Source organism: Streptomyces sp. CB01373 (genome assembly GCF_002803075.1).
GTDB lineage: Bacteria > Actinomycetota > Actinomycetes > Streptomycetales > Streptomycetaceae > Streptomyces.
The window spans coordinates 26223-44145 of record NZ_NNBK01000033.1 but is presented as its reverse complement, the minus strand read 5'-3'; the positions used below and the strand labels follow the sequence as shown (position 1 = coordinate 44145).

At 67.2% G+C, this 17923-nt stretch carries 15 protein-coding genes and 2 pseudogenes; 6 read left to right on the top strand and 11 right to left on the bottom strand.

Annotated features, from left to right (window positions below):
• The first annotated feature begins 587 nt into the window (after positions 1 to 587).
• Positions 588 to 1424 carry a pentapeptide repeat-containing protein gene (locus CG719_RS34910; protein ID WP_100572714.1) on the top strand — a complete coding sequence of 279 codons (837 nt, stop codon included), beginning with the start codon at positions 588 to 590 and terminating at the stop codon, positions 1422 to 1424.
• A gap of 27 nt (positions 1425 to 1451) precedes the next feature.
• Here the strand turns inward: CG719_RS34910 and CG719_RS34905 are convergent, their stop codons facing one another.
• The 5 genes and pseudogenes from CG719_RS34905 to CG719_RS34890 form a co-directional block, all read right to left on the bottom strand.
• The gene (locus tag CG719_RS34905) at positions 1452 to 2216 is read right to left on the bottom strand and encodes a TatD family hydrolase (RefSeq protein ID WP_100572713.1); all 765 of its coding nucleotides are present in this window, start codon (positions 2214 to 2216) and stop codon (positions 1452 to 1454) included.
• Entirely contained in the window at positions 2200 to 3471 is a 1272-nt protein-coding gene (locus tag CG719_RS34900) for a queuosine biosynthesis protein queC (RefSeq protein WP_100572712.1), read from the bottom strand. Before CG719_RS34900 ends, CG719_RS34905 begins: the two co-directional genes overlap by 17 nt.
• Entirely contained in the window at positions 3468 to 4307 is an 840-nt protein-coding gene (locus CG719_RS35660) for a hypothetical protein (protein WP_159025037.1), read from the bottom strand. The genes CG719_RS34900 and CG719_RS35660 overlap by 4 nt, the downstream gene beginning before the upstream one ends.
• A complete protein-coding gene (locus tag CG719_RS34895) occupies positions 4307 to 5995 on the bottom strand; it encodes a KAP family P-loop NTPase fold protein (protein ID WP_159025036.1) in 1689 nt (562 codons plus the stop codon). Before CG719_RS34895 ends, CG719_RS35660 begins: the two co-directional genes overlap by 1 nt.
• Positions 5996 to 6323: 328 nt before the next feature.
• Positions 6324 to 6588, bottom strand: a pseudogene (locus CG719_RS34890) (transposase); the annotation flags it as partial.
• On the opposite strand from CG719_RS34890, the gene CG719_RS34885 reads away from it, so the two are divergent.
• Positions 6511 to 6750: a helicase associated domain-containing protein gene (locus CG719_RS34885; RefSeq protein ID WP_324839481.1), complete on the top strand. Its 240-nt coding sequence runs from the start codon at positions 6511 to 6513 to the stop codon at positions 6748 to 6750. The pseudogene CG719_RS34890 and the gene CG719_RS34885 sit on opposite strands and share 78 nt — an antisense overlap.
• 18 nt (positions 6751 to 6768) lie before the next feature.
• Here CG719_RS34885 and CG719_RS34880 read toward each other — a convergent pair whose 3' ends face one another.
• The 5 genes from CG719_RS34880 to CG719_RS34865 all read right to left on the bottom strand — a co-directional run bounded on the left by CG719_RS34880 (position 6769) and on the right by CG719_RS34865 (position 14726).
• Entirely contained in the window at positions 6769 to 7761 is a 993-nt protein-coding gene (locus CG719_RS34880; RefSeq protein ID WP_100572710.1) for a helix-turn-helix domain-containing protein, read from the bottom strand.
• 64 nt (positions 7762 to 7825) lie between these two features.
• Complete coding sequence (locus CG719_RS34875) at positions 7826 to 8047, bottom strand: hypothetical protein (RefSeq protein ID WP_159025035.1); 222 nt, start codon at positions 8045 to 8047, stop codon at positions 7826 to 7828.
• Between the two features lie 718 nt (positions 8048 to 8765).
• Entirely contained in the window at positions 8766 to 9197 is a 432-nt protein-coding gene (locus tag CG719_RS35655) for a hypothetical protein (RefSeq protein ID WP_159025034.1), read from the bottom strand.
• Entirely contained in the window at positions 9194 to 11632 is a 2439-nt protein-coding gene (locus tag CG719_RS34870; RefSeq protein ID WP_100572708.1) for a hypothetical protein, read from the bottom strand. Before CG719_RS34870 ends, CG719_RS35655 begins: the two co-directional genes overlap by 4 nt.
• Positions 11633 to 12068: 436 nt before the next feature.
• Positions 12069 to 14726: a DEAD/DEAH box helicase gene (locus tag CG719_RS34865; RefSeq protein WP_100572707.1), complete on the bottom strand. Its 2658-nt coding sequence runs from the start codon at positions 14724 to 14726 to the stop codon at positions 12069 to 12071.
• 213 nt (positions 14727 to 14939) lie between these two features.
• Between CG719_RS34865 and CG719_RS35650 the strand changes: the two genes are divergently transcribed.
• Both CG719_RS35650 and CG719_RS34860 read left to right on the top strand, forming a co-directional pair.
• Entirely contained in the window at positions 14940 to 15218 is a 279-nt protein-coding gene (locus CG719_RS35650; RefSeq protein WP_159025033.1) for a hypothetical protein, read from the top strand.
• A 6-nt stretch (positions 15219 to 15224) separates the two neighbouring features.
• Positions 15225 to 15557: a hypothetical protein gene (locus CG719_RS34860; RefSeq protein ID WP_100572706.1), complete on the top strand. Its 333-nt coding sequence runs from the start codon at positions 15225 to 15227 to the stop codon at positions 15555 to 15557.
• Positions 15558 to 15787: 230 nt separating this feature from the next.
• On the opposite strand, the gene CG719_RS37475 is transcribed toward CG719_RS34860, so the two are convergent.
• Positions 15788 to 16333, bottom strand: a complete 546-nt coding sequence (locus CG719_RS37475; protein ID WP_324839475.1) for a hypothetical protein — start codon at positions 16331 to 16333, stop codon at positions 15788 to 15790.
• 706 nt (positions 16334 to 17039) lie between these two features.
• Here CG719_RS37475 and CG719_RS34850 point away from each other — a divergent pair.
• Together CG719_RS34850 and CG719_RS37020 are read left to right on the top strand one after the other, a co-directional pair.
• Positions 17040 to 17303 (top strand): helix-turn-helix transcriptional regulator, encoded by a 264-nt coding sequence (locus CG719_RS34850; protein ID WP_058846732.1) that lies wholly within the window; start codon positions 17040 to 17042, stop codon positions 17301 to 17303.
• Between the two features lie 160 nt (positions 17304 to 17463).
• Positions 17464 to 17847: pseudogene (locus CG719_RS37020) on the top strand (DUF6083 domain-containing protein); the annotation flags it as partial.
• Positions 17848 to 17923 lie beyond the last annotated feature (76 nt).

Here is a 17923-nt window from a genome sequence, read left to right as displayed (position 1 = left end):
GGTTACAAGGCGATGGATGCGCGCGAGGCGCTCAAGGTCAAGATCACCTTCTAGCCGCGGGTCGCTGCGCGCCGCCTGCCGGCGGCGGGCAGTACATCGCTGCCGCCCGCAGCGTCGACGAGCAGGTCACACCCCTCGCAATCGTCATAAAGCGAGGGGTTCGGACGTGCTCAGAGGCCTTTCGCCATGTCGACGATCGTGGAACCCGGGCGGGGTCCGCCGCGCCGGTAGGGCCGGTCCTCGCTGCCGGCGTTGCGGAAGTCCAGGAGGGTGGAGAGGAAGAAGCCGGCGATCTCGGCAACGGGTGAAACGAGGTTTCACCCGTTGCCGAGACCCGATACAAAACCGGACAAGGAAAGGTGGCGCCGCACTTCTCGCCGAGAACGCGCACTCTGTACGCGTGCAGGAAGACGAAGCTGGCGTAGCCGAGACGCTGACAGATGCTGACACCGCCAGCCTGCTCGGGCCCCTGAACGTCCTGTCAAATAAGGGCCGCCGTCAGGCCAACCACTGCACCGTCGCTCAACGCCGTCAAGGCCACGGGGGCGAGTCGCCCCCGGGAGGGTGGGCGCGATAGAAACCGTGTCATGAGGTTGCAGAAGGCATGGCCGGCCGTGATGGCTGTCCTGGGCGCGGTCGGGCTGGCGGGGCTGCTGGCGCTGATGTTCACTCCGTTGAGCCGGAGCCTGGCATGCTGGCTGGCCGGGCGGGACTGGTCGTCCATGGACGCCGCGGCCCGGTCTGCGGCAGTGGGCCAGGTCCGGCTGGCCGTGGTGCAGGCCGTTGCGGGCGTCGGTGCCGGCATCGCCTTGATCTACACCGCCCGGTCCTACCGGCTGAGCCGTCGCGGGCAGGTGACGGACCGTTTCACGAAGGCGCTGGAGCGACTGAGTTCGGATGAACCGTACGTGTGCATCGGGGGTGTTCTGGCGCTGGAACAGATCGTCCAGGATGCTCCTGAACAGGGATGGCATGCCGCGCGGGTGCTGAATGCGTTCGTGCAGCACCATACGCAGCCTGCCGGTGCGCCCGGTGGTCTGGCATCGGTACAGCTTCCGGAGGAACCCGACGAGATGGTTCAGGAAGCCCTGAGGGCGCTCACCACACCTGGTTCACGGCGTCGAAAGGGCTCCTGGCCGCCGGTCGATCTCGCGGGGCGTCATCTCGCGAAGGCCTGTCTGCTGGAGGCTGACCTGCGAGGGGCTCTCCTCAAGGGAGCGGCGCTCAGGGGCGCCGTTCTGTGTCGGGCGCGGCTCGACGGTGCGGACCTGACGGATGCCGATCTGGTGCGGGCGGACTTGTCCGATGCGCGGGGATTGACGGTCGAGCAGGTGCTTGCGGCCCGCGCTCTGCGCGACTGTGTGCTGCCGGAGCCTGTGCGCAGTGATCCCACGGTCGTGGAGCGTGTCGGCCGGGGTGAGTGATGTCGGTGGCTTCTGCGGGGCTGTGTATCAGGCTTCCAGAGCCCAGTCCGCGACGTGTTCGGGTAGCCGGTCCAGGACGTGTGTGCGGGTGGTCAGTTCCCGCAGGTTCTGCCAGAAGCGTCGTCTGAGGTGCTGTGGTGTCATGCCGAGGAGGGGGGCGAGCCGTTGTTCGAGCCGGTCGATGTGGCCGGGGCGCGATGCACCGGTGGTGCGCCGGCTGGCCGGGAAATCGGTCTCCGGCAGCAGGCGTGTCAGGGGCAGAGAGGTCAGGATGTCGTCGGGCATCGCGGCGTTGACGGAGAAGTAGGCCCCCAGGTCGATGGCATGTTGCCGCTCGGTGGGGCTGCCGAGGAACCAGTGCAGGATCATTCCGGGATGCGGCTGGTCAGTCAGCAGGTCGAGGAGGGGGCCGGTGCGTCCGGTGCTGTGCAGCGACAGCAGAACGGGCTGGTCGTGTGCGGCCCGGAGAATCTGGGCGAGTACGGTGCGCTGCTGCTCGAGGTTGCCTCGGCGGTCGAGGCCGATTTCCCCGACAAGGCAGCTGTGCTGCAAGGAGGCACGAAACTTCTTCAGGTCGAAGGCATCAAGCGCTTCGGGAACGCCGGGGTGCGCGCCTGATCCCCACACCAGGCGCGCGTCACGGCGCCGGCACGCGCGGTGCGCTTCGGCGGGGGTGCGAGTGACGGCGAAGACGACGGCTCCATGGAGGGCGTCGATCTGCGCGGGGGTCACATCGGGTGCGATGTGGGCGTGGCAGTCGAGCGGTGGCAGTTCTTCAGGGAAGAGAGACATGGTTCAGCTCCTGAAGGCCTCGCTGGCACATGTTCACGACGGCGTCGAGGTCGGTGTCGGGGGGAAAGTCGCCGACGGCAAGGATGTCGGTGTCGTCGATGCCGCGGGCGATGGCCTGGCGTACGTCGTGGATGTCTTTGCGGCGGCGGTCCAGCAGGAGCTGGCGCGCGGGGCCGGTGAGATGGCCGACGAGGTAGAGGGTGGGGTCGCGGCGGGGGCCTTGAGTGAACGCCCCCCGGCGCACCAGGCACGCCAGGCAGAGGCCGCAGTTGAGGGTGGGGTCTCCGCCGGGGTACCAGTTCCCGTCGAGTTTGCTGCACGAGAGGGTTGCCGCCCCTGCTTGCAGCAGCGGCTGGCCCGCTCGGTCGCAGGCTCGTGCGAGGAGCTGTCCCTTGGTGAGGTAGGCGTACGGGTTGGTCACCGTGACGGGCACGTCCAGGCTCGCCAGGAGCTCGTTGATGCGGGCGAACGTACCGGGGTGGGTCGAGCGGGTGGACAGGGCGCCGCCCCGGGCTGCGGTCAGGGGTGGGTTGATGCTGGTGAAGCCGTTCTCGGGGACGGTCACGCGCGGACTGGCGGCGCCGGCGGCGACCGCCGAGGCCAGGGCGGCGAACAGCAGGCTGCGGCTGCGTGAGGAGCGTTCCCGGGCGGTGCGGGTCTGGTGGAATTTCACGCTGAGGTGGCGTAGTGGCTGCTGTGCACGGTCGCTGAGCCAGGCGCTGGTCTGGTGCTGCGCGTGGCGGATGACGGTGCTGCCGTCGTAGTGGCTGAGGTGGATACGGGCTGCCGTGTCACCGAGATGGTCAGCGGCGCCGCACAGGGAATCGAGGCCGCCGCTGAGGAGCATCACGTCGTCGGCGGCGGGCACGGGTGCCGGGCGGTGGTCACCGGGGTCGGCGGATACTGCGTGCAGGTGCCAGGCGTCGCCGGTGAGCCAGGCGAGCAATTCTTCGGCGAGCCGGCCGGACGTAGCGTTCCAGGGGGCGGGGTCGATGGTGTGGACGGTGAGGTCGATGGTGCGGGCGAAGGTGGTGGGGCGGCTGGTGCTGCGGTCGGCGAGGTAGGCGGAGGCAGCCATGCGAACGAGGTCGGCGGCTGCGGCCGGTGCGGGTCCCAGGAGGTCGAGGTCCCAGCCGAGTGTGCCGGTGACGGTCGGGGTGGGGCTGTGGGCTCGGGTGCGGGGCCAGTGCAGGGCGGTGGCGGAGGGTTCATGCTGCTGTCCGTCGTGCGGCAGTACTTCGTAGGCGATCGTCATAAGCGTCCTGCGCGCAGAATGCGCAGTGCCTCCCTCGTCACTGTCGCGGCTGTGGCGGTGAATTCCTTGACGGTCATGCGTCGTGTGTCGGGCACAGAGATGTGGCGTACTCGGCGTTGGAGCCAGGACCGCAGCCAGCCCTGTTTGCGGACGGCCTCCTCGGGGGTGAGGTTGTCGCTGGCTTTTTGGGACTGGAGCTCGACCAGGCCGAGTTCGTAGATCCATTCGGCGACCAGGCCGCGCAGGCTGTCTTCCGGCGTGGGCGGCTCAGCGGCGAGGAGGACGTCTTTGACGTGCTTGACGGTGGCTCTGCGCAGGGCCGCTTCATCGGGGTGGCCGGCGTCGCCGAGGACGGCCTGCAGGATGCGGGAGATCTGGGTGCGCCGTGGCAGGCTGCTCAGCTCGGTGAAGTCCAGGCCGAGTTCACGCAGTTGCGCGGCGTCGCCGTTACGCAGTGCGTAGGCTCCCGCGAGGGCTGCGGCACCGCGAGAGGAGCCTTTGAGTACCTGGCGCTGCGATCCGCCGCCGATACGGCCCCCCGGGCCTGCCGCGCCCCCGGCTCCTCCTCCCCCGCCGCCACCGCCGCTGCCGCGGGCAGGGGCTATCAGGGCGGAGAGCGGATAGCCGCCGGCGGGCACCGTGCCGTGGTCCGCGTCGTCCTTGTTCAGCGCGGTCGCCAGCGCCTGCACGACGTCGTCGAGGAGTTGCTGCTGGCCGTCCGGCAGATCCGGGGTGTCCGCGGGTCCCGTTCCGGTGCCGGGCAGGGCGTCGAAAGCGTCATGGGCCGCGCTCCACTCCGCGGAGCCGCTGCCTCCGTATGCGCCTGACGTCCCCATCAGCGGCCCTCCCGTTCCAGCTTGGCCGCTTCCTTCACCATCGGGGCGATGTCCGTCGCATCAGCCAGGCGTGCCGCCAGGTCGTGCAGTTCCTCGCTGTCACTGTCGGCGATGTCCATGACGGAGCCGGGGGTGAGGTTGCCGCGCATGTCCCAGAGGCCGTCGGCGATGCGGCGGCGCAGGTCCTCGGTGGCCTTCGCGATGTATAGGAGGGACTCCACGAGCGGCTCACTCTCCTGTTCCCGGCGGCCGCGCTCCAACAGGGCTTCGACGACGGCCTGCTGCTCCGTGACCGGTCGTGCCGTCACCTCCTGCTGCGCGCTGCGCCGGTGCGGCTCGGCCTGCCCGGCGAGATGGGAGACCCAGGTGACCTGTTCCTGGGTGAGGGACGCGGCCGCGGTGAGGCTCACGAGAGAGGCGGCCAGGCTGAGGTAGGGGCCGATCGGGGCCGTGGTGAGGTCGGGTTCGGAGGCGGCCCAGTGCCTGCTCGCCTCGCTGACCTGGTCCGGTCTGTCGTCACGTTCCCTCTTCCCCCAGGCCTGCCAGTGCTCAAGGAGTTCACTTCGTTGGGCGTCCTGGAGTTTGACGAGGGTCTCGAAGTCCTTGCCGGGGCTGTCTTCCAGCAGCATGAGCTTGACGATCACGGAGGGGTCGATGCTGATGCCCTGGCTCTCGGCGATCCGGGTCCGCAGGGCGAACGCGTTGAGGAAGCGTTTGATGCTGCGCGGGCTTCCGGACCGGTCGGCCGACAGACCGGTGGCCAGTCGGCTGGCCAGAGCGAGCGAGGCCCCGTCGGGCTGCCACGGAAGATTCTGCAGGTCCGCCAGGACCGGCGACTGCCCCGCGGCCCGCCGCTGCTGCGCATGCTCGACCAGCCGTGTGTAGTGCTCCGGCGAGCACTGGTGGGCCGAGAGCAGCAGCGTGATGAAGGTGGCTGCCTCGTCGGCGCCGATCCGCGGCAGCGACAGGGGCACCTGGACGATCTTCTCCAGGTAGCGATGGGCGAACCGCTCCCCCCGGCCCGTGGCGTCCAGACTGGCCGCGATCGACTCGCGCACCATGTCCTGGTCCGCCGCCAGGACGAACGCGACCTTCTCGACGGACAGGAACAGCTTGATGGCCTCCAGCGTGGCCATCACCGCGTCGGGCAGACAGCGGTCCAGATCGTCGACCAGCACGATCAGACGCTTGAGCTGTGTCAGGTCCTTGAGTAGGCGGGCGAACCCCTCCCGGAAGCCCGCCAGGCTCCTGGGATCGCTCTTCGACCGGGGCGTGAGGGCCTTGACCAAGTCCTCGGACTGGGCGACCAGAGATCCCCTCGACATACTGACCGCAACACGTGACCAGCTCACGCGCTCAAGAAGCTCATTGATCTTCTCCGGCAGGCCGTCCTGCGCCCCGTAGGCCGACAGGAGATCCTGCAGGACCTCACCGATCACACTGCCGCGCACATCGAACTGGTCGTCGAACTCCCAGGGATCGAGACGGATCACCCGATAACCGTCCCGCCCGTCCAGTTCCTTGTGCAGGAGCCGTAGAACCGTCGACTTACCGCCGCCCCAGGGCGCGGCGACCCCGATCGTCACCGGGTCCAGATACGGGATCTCGAGCGTGGTCACCACAGTGTCGACGATGGATGCGAAGCCCAGCAGGTCCACACCCGTGGGGTTGTCGTCCCACAGTCTCATTTCGCTCATCACACGCCCCCAGCCCGCTGCAGTGCTCCGCCGACGCCGCGCGCACATCGCAATCGGTGATCGGGCGGCCCGGCCAACCGGCCGGACAGGCCGCCGCACGTACCGCCGGCCCCGGGCCATCAACGCCCCAGCGTCACCCCGGGCGCGGACACCCCGACCGCATCCCGCGACGACTCCCCTTCGGCCGTCATACTTACCACAACAGCAGCAATGGCCACAGCATCTGACATGCTGCAACACACGCCTTTCCCTGTCACAGGATCACTCCGCATCCTCCCGGCGCCGACACGATAAGCGAAAGCGGCTCACCAAACGCCCCCTCAGTCGACTCGACGCCCTTGCGGGCAATGCGCACGCCGATGCGCTTGCCGCGTAACCATTTACGCAGGTGTGGGACGTCGAAGGCTTTGTCGGCGTGGAAGCGTTGAGGTTTGAAGTGGCGGCCGCGGTGGGGGTCGTGTCTCGTTTGGTGACCGGCCACCATCGGCTTCAGCGTTTTTGCTGTCGTGGACGTTGGCGGCCGAGACGCCGACGACGAGGGGCAGTGCGTTCGCGTCCGACAGGACGTGCATCTTGGAACCCGGAAACGGATCGTCGTCGGCGACGGAGACGGCGACAGCGGCGAGGACCAGGAGGAGCGGCAGCTGAAGCTGGGTGCTTGGATCAGCAACCAGCGGAGCAGGGCCGCGACGCTGACGCCGGAACGGGTGGAACAGCTCTCCGCCATCGGAATGCGATGGTCGTGACGATCTGGTTGGTAGGCCTCAGAATTCGACGACTGGGTCTATGTCCTTAAAGCCGTGGCGCTTTACCTCTCTAACAATTTTGTTGAGTTGGTCGAGCGTTAAACTCCACTCTTCACGCTCAAAAAGACGCAGGTCAACCGCATTGATTCCGTACAGCTTTTCCAGTCGGCGATATATTACATTCCTGTCTTTAGTTTCGAGTTTACCCAGCATCCATGTACGGAGGTGTTCCGACCGCTTGCGAAGGGAGACTTTCTTGAGTCTGTCGATTTCGCTACTGATCGACAGTCGCGACCTCCAGGAGTAGGATGTCGAATTTCCACCATTGCCTCGCAGGGTGGAATTTAATACTGCTCCGGCCGCGCTCTTCTCGGTTGGGTCGGCAGTGCGTAGGAGATCCATCCACTGCAGCACCTCGCCGTACGTAGTAACTCCGCATGCCTGCAGGTAATTACGGAGGAAGAACGCTGACACTGGCCTCGCTCCCGAAAGTACTGCCGCTACTGTGGAATGCGAGTAGGGCATGAGGATGGCCAGCTGGCGAAGCGAAAGAGACCGGTAGGCGCGGAGGGACTGCAAAGCAATCCGAAGATCCAATGCCGTCTCTGCTCGGTGCGTGGGAAGAATCATCCCTGTCCTGTCCCAGCGCTCCCATATTCTCGGCCATGACGCTCTACGTCTCTGTTCAGGGTCCAGGTTCAGCGATTCAACAGACTCATCGCTTACAAACTCCTTGGGTCTTGTTGCTCGTCTCACATTCTCCCAACGCCTACGCCATGATTTCGGATCGTTTCCGCAGGCCTCCACGTAAGCCTCGGTTACACGCCATGATGGCATTTCGTGCCCTCCCGCTGCTTTTGAAAGCGAAGCTGTGGAGATCCCCGCTCTGCTCGCCATCTCTGCGAGGGTTGGATTACCTGCTTGTTCCCTAAGGGAACGCAGCGCTGCGGCGAATTCCACGATGAAGGTGTCGACCTGCTCGGTCGGCAGTTCTTTGGCGTGCCGTCCCATCGATGCTCTCCTGTGAAAAGACCCGGGGGCCAGCCTCGCAAGGAGGCTGGCCCATCGGAAATGATCAAGCAAGATCGCGGCGCAGTTTCGCTGCGATCAGGCCTGCTCCTCCCACGGTGGTGACGGCCACATGGGGAGCCCAGCCAGAGAGAATGAGCACGATGATCGCTAGGACGATGACCACCATGAGCCAGACCGCCGTAGCGGCGAGGACGACCGCCTCATTGGGAAGGTGGCGGTCTCCGATGAACGGCAGGTTGACTTTGAACGTCATGGTACGTGACATGGGTGTGGACACCTCAGTCTCTTGAGGGAGCGCTCAACTGCGCTTCCTTGACCCGAACTTGATGGAACGCCAGGCCTCGGTTGGCGCCAAGGTGTGCTGGCGCCCTCATGCTGACCCACCCGCTCGGACGATGTCCATTCCGTTGTGAACGGTTCCTGAACAAACAAGAGCCTTTTTTCAAGCTCCTGTACACGTGGGCTAGCGTCTATGTACTTAACAATCTCAGCTCTCATGGGTTGTGTCGCAGGTCAGTGGGGACTGAAGCACTGCTTATTTAAGAACTGTCTCGTTTGGCTGGCTGGGGGCGGCACCTTCGGTGCAGTGTCAACCAACAATCGATGACATGCTGAGCGGAAGTCCCTTGAGGGCTGACCTTCGTTGGGCACCTCAGTCTTGACCCGGACTTCTGCGCCTACGGCGAAGGTGGACGCGGCCTGTTGGCGCAGGACGCGCAAAGAGTGGGGCTTGTCAGTCGCCGTGGTGGCCGACAAGCCCCTTCTGTTTCCGCTGTCCCGGGACCCCCGCCCGCACAGGACACCCGACCACGCGGACGAGCGCGGCGGCGTGCTCGCAGCGCGGGTCACGGATGCAACCTTCGCCTCGCTGATACGGCTGCGGTAGTGGTCCGGGGTCTCCATGGTGGTGTGGTGGCTGAGCCGAGCCCGGCGGCTCAGCCACCCGCGACGCGTCTGAAGCGCGGGCGAACTTCCCTTGCTCGTTAGATGCTTATGCGAGCACGCCAGTCCGCGGGCAGGTGCGGGAGTCGGGAACATCGCGGCGGTCGCCCGCAAAGATCGGCAACGGCCGCCTCAATGATCCGGACGACGGTCAGCGGAGTGTCCGGCTTCAGCGGCAGGACCACTACACGATCCCAGTCCCTCTTTCGGTTGAGATCAACAAGCTGATGCTCACCGGCAACACGCCGCCATACGGCGCGCGGATGAGCACGTGCGGCGGATCCGATGTAATCGATCGTGAAGGTACCCGCCGGTCGCTGCGTGGCGATCAGCGGAACGTAGACACAGCGCGAGGCGTTGATGTGACGCAGCGCAGAGATCGGATGCGCTACGGGATCATGCTGGAGTCGCCACTTGCCAGCGCGGTCGCTCATTGCCTGCCACAGAGCGGGGGTCAGCACTGTGCGGCTCATCCGGCGTCCTTGCTGGCGAGGATCAGTTCGTCCGGGTTCTCGCCGTCTTCACCATCGTCATGGTCGGCTGCCGCTGCATGGTTCCCGTCCTCGATCATCTCCTGCACCTGTACGAGCTGGCTCTCCTGGTCCCGGGCATTGCGCACGATGGTGTCGATGCGGCCGGCGATTGCCTTCTGGTCGTGCTGGCCGGCTCCCCGGACATCGAGAGCGAGTTCGTTGAGCCGGTTTCTCTGGGAGACGTCGAAAAGGTGGCCTTCCCGCTGCAGACCTTCGAGCTTTCCGACCTCACTGCTGAGGGCGGGGAGTAGCTTCACCGCCTCGTCGAGTGCCTCGGTCACCCGTTCGTCAGCCGTGAGAGGCCTTTCCTGCTGCCTGGGCTCGGCCGAGGCCTGGCGGTCCTTGGCCCGGCGGGTCAATGCCTGGGTGGAGAACTGGTCCAGGAAGTTGTCGGGCACGAGTTGCGGCACGTCGATCATGCGATAGCGCACGGTGCCGTCTGGGTCCTCGATCAGCTTGCTGTCGCCGGTCAATGCTGCGCGTACCGAGCGGGGTGCAACGGGAGTGCCGTCCTCGTTCAAAGCACCAATCTTGTTGGCCGACCAGTTTCGCCAGTCTGCGTCCGTAGGCGCCTCCGGGGTAAGGCCGCCGACGGTGCTGGGCTCAGGGTCTTTCAGCAGGAGCTGATCCTTAAGAAGCGCCCGCATGTAGGACGGTCCGCACGGAACGAACTCGAGGGTCGATTCAGTCCCCGGGGCTGTGCGTACCAGCCGCCCGCGGAGAGCCTGGTACGCCTTGACGCTGGCGAAGCCGCGTGCCTGCTGGGCAGATCCGATGTCGACGATCTGCATCTCGTTGCGGCCGGCCGCTGTGGCGGCCAGGACCTGGAACAGTGCCGTCTCGGTGCGAGTGGCCTTCCCCGTACACACGAGCTCCACCAGCTCGTCCGTGTTGCCGTTCCAGGAGCGCAGTGGGTTCTCGAAGACCTCCTTGGCTTCGATCTGCTCGAATGCCCGCCGGTTGACAGGAGTCTCCCCGAAGGTCCACTCGCGCAGGAGCGACAAGCGACGCTCGTCCAGGCGGTCGTTGTACAGTCCGCCCTGCGGCCTCGACTTGAGGACCCGCCCGATGATCGCTCTCTCTGGTCCGTCACCGAAGACAAGCATCACGGCGGCGGCAACACGGCCCTGCCAGGTCGTCGGCAGACCGAGTTCCGCAAGTGCATCCAACGGCTCACCGCTACACACCGCGTCCAGCAAGGGGACGGACCACGTCACGTCGGCAGGTCCGGACGCGGCGGCCGACGTCTCGAACTTGCCCTCTTCGATTGCCTGCCGAAGTGCTGCGTAGGTGTCGTCGGCCACGAGTCTCTCTGCTTCGGCGGGCGGGTGTCCCAAGCGTTCGGGCCCGTGGAAGTGCTTCTGAATATTGCGGAACAGGGCGGGCCCGTCCAGCCGGACGTCACGTCCGCGCGGGTCGGTCACCCGGTAGGCAAGCCGAACCGGCATGACGCTGGCGTGCAGCAACTCGCGCGCTTCATCTGGTAGATCATCGACAAAGTCGAGGCCGGAAACGGCTGTCTTGACCTTGCCCAGTTGCACGCTCACCGCCTCGGTGACGCCGACCACTGCGGAGGGGTCCTTCTCTGTCCCGTCAAAGACGTCCGAGCGACGGGGCTTCAGCAGAGGCAGAGCGGCCAGCTTGCCGTCCGGGTCGACGCGGCTGTCACACACGGCCTTGCGACTGGCCGCGTCCGCTGGCGCCAGGGTACTGACAGCCCACGTCCAGTCCGGCTCGCCGTCGTCACCCAACGGGGCGAAGACTGTCTGCAGCCACAGGCCGCCGTCCTCCACCCCATCGCTGAGTACCGCATCGCGAAGTGGATCCCAGCCGCGCTCACGCTGCCGCGACTCCCGTACCTTCTGCGAAGCCGTTCGAAGCTCGTTGAGGAGCCCTTCAGCCGTCACGTAGGTGTGCGTGACGCCCACCACGGGGACGCCGTGCCCGTCCAGGAGGGGGTGACTCCGTGACACAGGTCGGAGGTCATCCGGAACATCGCGCAGTGAACGTCCCTGCCGGGTGCGGTAGTTCATGAGCTGCTGAACGGTGGTCACCGTCGGCATCAGCAGGTCGAGGCAGTACACCCGATACTCACCGAGCCGCATGGGCCGGACCCGGTCGCGATAGCGGCCGGTCTTGGGGCTGTAGCTGGGAAGCGTTCGGTCCACTTCCGCCCAGTTCAGAATGAACCGGATCCAGTCCAGATGGTCTGGATGGAGATGGACGGCGCCGGCATCGATCAGTTTTCTAACCTTGTTGACCCGGGTCTTCGCCTTCTTGGCGTCAGCGACACTCCATCCGTGCACGGCGATCAGCGTTGGATCGCCATCGTCGACGTCCTCGGAGTGTCCATCGTCAAACAGTGCATCGGCCACGTCGGTGGCTCTCCTTCGAGGTAGGACGGACGGTACGGCGGCCCTTGGCCGTCGCATCCGCCTCCCGTGGTTGCACCACCTCGCTCGCAATGCTGGTTGGTCAGTCAGGAAGGGGAGTCATGCTGCCCCTCCTGCTGCCCTGGCCCACCGCCCACGGACTTCCCGGCCACATCGCGGCCTTCCGTGTTCGGGGCCCACCGCCACTTCAAGTGAGAACGGCTCCACAAGGAGTACGCAGTCACTCTAGAGACCAGCACTGACATCCCGAGGCCAGAACGGAAAAACAAACGAAGCCCCGATGTTTGGTGACCGCTGGAGGCAGCGTTCCCGTGCTGCACAAGCTGATCGGCTGACCGGCGGTGGGGCCGGGCTGGTCTGTCTGCCGGCCCCACCGCCATGGCTTCTGGATCAGGTGCTCACTTCGGAGTCTGGGCCCTTACGGGCGGATGGGGTCTGCGGTCACGGCTTCCTTGACGTAGGAGGGCAGCACCAGGCTGGTGCGCAGGGCCTCCGCGACCACGGCGTGCAGGTCGTCGCCCTCGACGCCAGCCGGGGCGGCGTTGCGGATCCGGGTCCATGCCTGCGTCGCCCGCACCGCGAGCGCGAGGATCGTATCAGGGGAGACAAGGTAGAGATGGGACTCCGCGGCGGGAACGGCCAGGTCGCTCACCATCCCTCGGGGGGAGACGACGAGGCTGATGCTGTCGCGCGGCGCCTCGTCGACCTGCTCGTCGCTGGCGAGCTGACGGAGCTGGCTGTTCGACTGCCTGATGTACTTCAGGCTGATGCCTCCTTCGGACTTCTGCTCGCTCTTGGCCTCGACCGTGAGCCACCAAGATGGCCACAGCCACGCCGCGTCCGTGCGTCCCTGACCTGTCGGCTTGAACGAGCGGGCCCCCAGCAGTTCCCCGAGGGAGACCAGCCCCGCCTCGTACTTCACGGAGTATTGCTCGCGCAGGTTAGCCAGCATCTCGTTCGCGAACATGTCGAACTTGGCGGCCGTCTTTAGCTTCGCGGACGACCGGTAGGCCACGGCCACGGCTGCTACGGCCTCGGTGTCCAGGGTGCCGAGTTCTGGCGCGTCCACCGCGTGCCCCTCGATCTCCCGCAGCCACGTGGTGCCGAAGGCGGCCTTGCGGGCCCGCTCCAGCAGTTGCTCAGCCCGCGCTGCCGCGCCCGGGGCGTCTGCTGCCAGCCGGGCCCAGACTGATCCGAGGTAGGCCCACATCGCCTGATAGGGGCGCAGCTCTCTGCTGGTCAGGAGATCGAGGACTTGCACCGCGCTGCGGGAGGCGGTGTCCCAGTCCTCTTGCCAGGCGGCCTGCCAGGCGTTGACCTCATGTTCGGCGCTTGCGGCCAACATGCCCACGTAGGCAGGGGCTTGTTTGGCGCATTCGGAGCGGCGCTCGACGATGTCCGGCTCGGCGTCCTGCTGCCACATCTGGTCACGATCGAGGGCGCTGCGTGCTAGAGCGACGAGATCGGACGGGGGTACTTCACTGTTGTCGCGGCCGAAGGCAATCTCGGCCTGGAGCTCGGGCGGCAGTCCATCGCGGACGTCGAGGCGGGAGAGGAAGCGCTGGAGTTCGCGTCCAGTGACGATGACAAGTGCGAAGTCTCGGGGTCCGCGGGTGCAGCGGCCAGCGCCCTGGATGACGCGGGTGCGGACCCGCTCCAGGGCCACGCGGCCGGCGCGCAGTCGGGACTGAAGGAACTGGTCCTGGAGGTGAAGGGCGTCGGGGAGGTCGTGCATCAGGATGATGTTGCACGACTCGTCGGGGAGGTCCATACCGTCGAACCGGCTTGGGGCGAGCAGCATGCCCCGGTCGGCGGTCTTGAACGGTTGGAGGCCATCCAGGGTGTCGCCGGGTCGGAATCGTTCGGCCTGTGGCACCCCCAAGGTGTCGGCGATCATCGTGGCCGACTTCCCGTCGGGTGTTAGCACCACGCATTTACCGCGCAGGCCGATCAACCCGCCGACCAGGCCGCCCTTGTCCGCTGGATTGGCCGACGCCTCAGCAGGACCGGTTTGCGCGGCTGGCTGGCTGGTGTCGGCCAAGTGCAGACCGCCGGGGCCGAAGGGGTCGTTGGTCGACTCCGCCAGATCGGGGAAGACGAAGAAGCGTCGGCCGCTGCCGATGCTCTCCCACTCTGGGGGCGCCGCGATCCGAGTGATCGTCGGGCGGCCGAAGGCCCGCTCCAGTTCGCCGCCTTCACCGAGGGTCGCCGAGAGGTAGATCCGCTGCTGCGGGCCCATGAACGGGGTGTGGGCGAAGGTCGGCGGGATCATCGGCCGGATGTACCAGCCCTGCGGGCTGACGTAGAACAGGCAGGCACGCAGCTGCGAGCGGACCATCTTGAACCGGTGCCAGGCTTTGCCGGACAGGGTCGACAGGACCCTGTCCAGCTCGACGGCGTGCTTGGCGACGGTCGGCACCGGCACAAGCCGTACTTCCGTGCCGCCGTACGGGTCGGTCAGCCGGGACACCAGGTGCGGGTCAAGGTCGTCGCCGAACGCGTCCAACAGCGAGGTGAACTGGCTGGCGGAGGCCGGGATGTTCACTGCCCAGGCATCCGCAACGAAGCCTTCGGCGGCGTGCGCGTCGTCGAACAGCAAGCTCTGGGCGTCCGGAAAAGCCGGGTTGGTGTTGAACACGTGGCTGTAGACGGTCACGGCCACAACCTCGGCGCCCTCGTAGCGGGCCAGTGCCCGGCCGTCGAAGTCGGGACGCGAGCCGATGAACAGGGCGGCGGGGACGCCTTGGGCTTGGGCGGCCTCCCAGACCTGGTGAGCGAGCTGCTTGGTCGGGCAGGCGTAGACCGAGCGGTGCTTGTAGTAGCGCCGCCTCCAGTCAGCGATCAGCAGGCCAACCAAGGTTTTGCCGGAGCCGGTCGGGAGCTCCAGGGCGACGTCCGACTTGTTCAAGAGTGAGGGCGAGGCATAGGAACGCAGGATGTCTGCCTGGTGCGACCACAGAGCGCCGTGGCTGGTGGTCGTTCGCGGAAGTACTCCGAACAGTGCCTCCGGCGTCGGCGGCGCCGTCACCTGCTTCGTCCGCTGCCGGAACCGGACCGGCTGCTTGCCGTCGTCCACGCTGCCCCCTCAACGCCGGCTGGCCGACGCACACCTACTGCTCGACACAGTGATCGTAGTCCCGTATCCATCGGCCACTGGCGAAACGTACCGACCGATCAGAGCAATCAGTCGGACGCCCTCCTGAGGATGTGCCGCTGAGCGCAAGGGCAGCCATCTGTAGCACTCAATGGCCAACCGAGGCGCTCAGTCACAGTGCCACCCTTGTGGGTGATGACAGGCGGGCGGTTCGGCAAGACGCTCAGCAGAAAGCTCGAAAATCACCGCCCACTTCAGGGTCCGGTCGCGCAGCGCGGCCGTACCGCAACGGTCTCGCAGCCCCATCCTGCGGCGGGCTTTCCCGACCTGCGCCCGCGTCCGTACGTGGAGCGCCGCCAGGTCCTCCTGGACGTGCTCGGCGACGCCGGTCCGTCGATCGTACCGGTGTGGTCGACCACCGACCTGGACGAGGGCCTGCTCTGGTACGCGGCACTCGAAGGAACAGGCGTATAGGGGATCGTGGCGAAGCCACTGCGAGGGGCCTACAAGGCGGGCCGGGTCTGGGCGAAGATCAGGCACGCGGACACAGTCGACGCGGCCGGGGTCGGGTTCACCGGCAGCGCCCGGCACCCGAAGGCGCTCGCCGTACGGCTGCCCGACGGACGGGTGACGCTATCCCAACGGCTGACCACAGCGCTGTCTTCGATCGTGGCCCCGCGCCTGGTTCCCCAGGCCGGGCGGGCGTTCACGAAGGCCGGCGACTCCTACACGCCCGCCGTCGGCGACGTGGTGGTGGAGGTCGTGGCGGGCACGACCCGGCACGCCGTCGTCACCGTGGCCCGGCTGCGCTGACCGGTGACCATGTGGCAGCTGGGAAACTCTGAGCGGGCGGCGAGAGAGACACACTATGGGCGCCCGGAAGACACCACTCCGCCGTCTGTCGGCTCCGGGAAGGAGTCAAGGACGCGGCTGGAACGGGGCGGTGCGGGATCCGGTCGAGGCCGGCCGTCCACCGGCCAGACGACGTCCTGTTCAAGATCGAGCGCGCCACGTCGCCTTTCGCCCGAGCGGCTGTCGCACACTCAAGATCGTGCTCCTCCCTCATCCGCGTTGCCGGGAGCGGCCGTGTCGTGCAGGCGGCTGGCGTCGTGGATTCCCCTTCCGTACGCGAGGGTCCAGTGCAGGTCCCCCGAGTCTGGGCAGGCCTGCCATGACCTGAGCAGCCCGGTTGCTGCCAGTTGGTCAAGCAGGGTGGGCAGTTCCGCGAGCGGGACGCCACAGGCGCGCGCCATCTGGTCGAGCTCGCTCAGTCCGCTGCCGGCGCGCAGGTCGGCGTGCGCCGCGAGGTAGGCGCTGGCCAGTTGCGGCAGCGGTCCGATTGCCCTTGCTGTCGAGGAGGAGCTGACGCGCAGTGCCCAGTCCGCGGCACGCATCCGGTCGGGGCGGGCCGGTGCTTGGCCAAGCAGCGCGGCGTCAAGTAGTTCGGCAACAACCTCGTTGGCCGCGGTCGCGGGGATGATGCGCAGCCATCGCGCGTGCTCCAGCTCGCGCCATGGGTCCTGGACGGCGTTGAGGCGGAGGCTGCACAGCACGCCGTTGGGCAGCCGGACGTGCATTCTGGTGTTCACGCGGAGCGCGCACTGCAGCGCGAGCAAGCGCGCGGCTGCCGAAGTGCCCGCTGGAAGGGCAGCGGCCAGGTAGCTGAGGATTTCACGTACCCGGGTCTGTTCGCCGGGCCCCTTGGGGCGGCGTCTGTGCCGCCGGGCGGTTGTCGGGTGCAGCGGTAGGCGGGCAAGGACGGTGTCGGGCACTACGGCGGCCTGTGCTGTCGCTGCGGCACAGGCGCTGCAGGCGTCGGCGAGCCGCCATAGTCGTCCGCCGTGTTCGCGTGCGAGGAGGAGGCGGATGGGGCCAGCGCAGCCGCGGTGGCGGGGATGCCAGTGGCAGCCGCGTTCATGACATTGACAGATCCGTAGGTACGAGGGGAGAAGGTTGCCGCGTGCGTGCCGTGCGAGGTGGGCGAGGGCGGCCGCGCGTGCGGAGGCTGCGGTGATCTGCCCGCTGCCGTGCGGGCATTGCTGGCATACGAGAGCAAGCCCGCCGGCGTGCGAGCGCAGTTCCACGGTCCAGGTGCGTGGTGTCGTCGGACATGCTGGGCGCAGCCTCATGGGCGCGTGTTCCTCCTTGTCGATTCCGCGCCGATCCCGGTCTTGGGTATGGGGACGGCCGCCCACCGTAGTGCAGACCTCTGCCCTCTCGCGCGTGCCGCCACCTGGGAAAATAGGGCAGAGGTATGCACTGGCAGTGCAGGGGTCTGCACCGTCGGATGGGCGGGTGACGATCTTGCCGCCCGATCCGGACCTCACTGCGCTGCGGTTCGAACTCGCGCGCCTGCGGGCCGCGCGCGGGTGGAGCTATGACGAGCTTGCCTCCCGCAGCGGCCTGGCCAGACGCACCGTCATCGAGATCGAGCAGGGCCGCACCATCGGCACGCTGAAGACCTGGCACGCCCTCGCCCACGCCCTGAACACCCCGCTCGACGAGCTCTTCAGCACCCTGTGCCGCGGGCACGACCTGCCCGGCCCGGCCCAGGACTGACTCCCCGCCCGAGCGCCTGTCGCAGATCACCCGAACCGGCGAGACCCTCTCGAACGCGCAATCAAGCGTTCGCACCCCAGTCTCACCGGATGGGGCTGACCGGGCGATCCGGCAGAGCTGCTGCCGCGGATCCGGCGTGTTGGCTGGCAGGTTCGCCCGCATGCGCTCCACACCTCCTCCGGCCCGGCGCTGGGACGGAAGCCTCCTCGTCCACCACGTGCGCCGTTCCCTGCACGTCTCCCCAGACGGCGTCAGCCGGCTGCTGCGCTGCGGCCAGGGCGACCGGTGCCGCGAGTGCGGCAACCGGATCGAGTGGTACCACCGCGGCGCTCAGCGGCCCGTCCGCCTTCATCCGCACGAACTTCCGGCCGCCCGGGTGCCCGCCGTCTGCCGCTGGCATGTCAGTTCCGGTGTTGCCTACCCGGGAGGAGATGGCAGTAGCTGGTGCCGTCTGCCGCACGCTGTCGTCTGTCCCGCCCGCGACACTCCCCCGCCCCCTCCCGAGCTGACCGGGCTGCGCCGGTCGCTGGCCGTAAACACCCGCCGTCTAATCGACGCCGGCGCCTTCGCCCCTTGCCCGGCCTCCCCGGACAGCCCGGCACCCCAACGGAAGAACTCGA

What these genes read in the sequence shown, in the direction of transcription:
- CG719_RS34905 (WP_100572713.1), bottom strand. Translation starts at nt 2,216, where the DNA reads ATGTCTCTCTTCCCTGAAGAACTGCCACCGCTCGACTGCCACGCCCAC.
- CG719_RS34895 (WP_159025036.1), bottom strand. Translation starts at nt 5,995, where the DNA reads ATGAGACTGTGGGACGACAACCCCACGGGTGTGGACCTGCTGGGCTTC.
- CG719_RS34910 (WP_100572714.1), top strand. Translation starts at nt 588, where the DNA reads ATGAGGTTGCAGAAGGCATGGCCGGCCGTGATGGCTGTCCTGGGCGCG.
- CG719_RS34900 (WP_100572712.1), bottom strand. Translation starts at nt 3,471, where the DNA reads ATGACGATCGCCTACGAAGTACTGCCGCACGACGGACAGCAGCATGAA.
- CG719_RS35655 (WP_159025034.1), bottom strand. Translation starts at nt 9,197, where the DNA reads ATGAGCCGCACAGTGCTGACCCCCGCTCTGTGGCAGGCAATGAGCGAC.
- CG719_RS35660 (WP_159025037.1), bottom strand. Translation starts at nt 4,307, where the DNA reads ATGGGGACGTCAGGCGCATACGGAGGCAGCGGCTCCGCGGAGTGGAGC.
- CG719_RS34875 (WP_159025035.1), bottom strand. Translation starts at nt 8,047, where the DNA reads ATGTCACGTACCATGACGTTCAAAGTCAACCTGCCGTTCATCGGAGAC.
- CG719_RS34880 (WP_100572710.1), bottom strand. Translation starts at nt 7,761, where the DNA reads ATGGGACGGCACGCCAAAGAACTGCCGACCGAGCAGGTCGACACCTTC.
- CG719_RS35650 (WP_159025033.1), top strand. Translation starts at nt 14,940, where the DNA reads ATGACAGGCGGGCGGTTCGGCAAGACGCTCAGCAGAAAGCTCGAAAAT.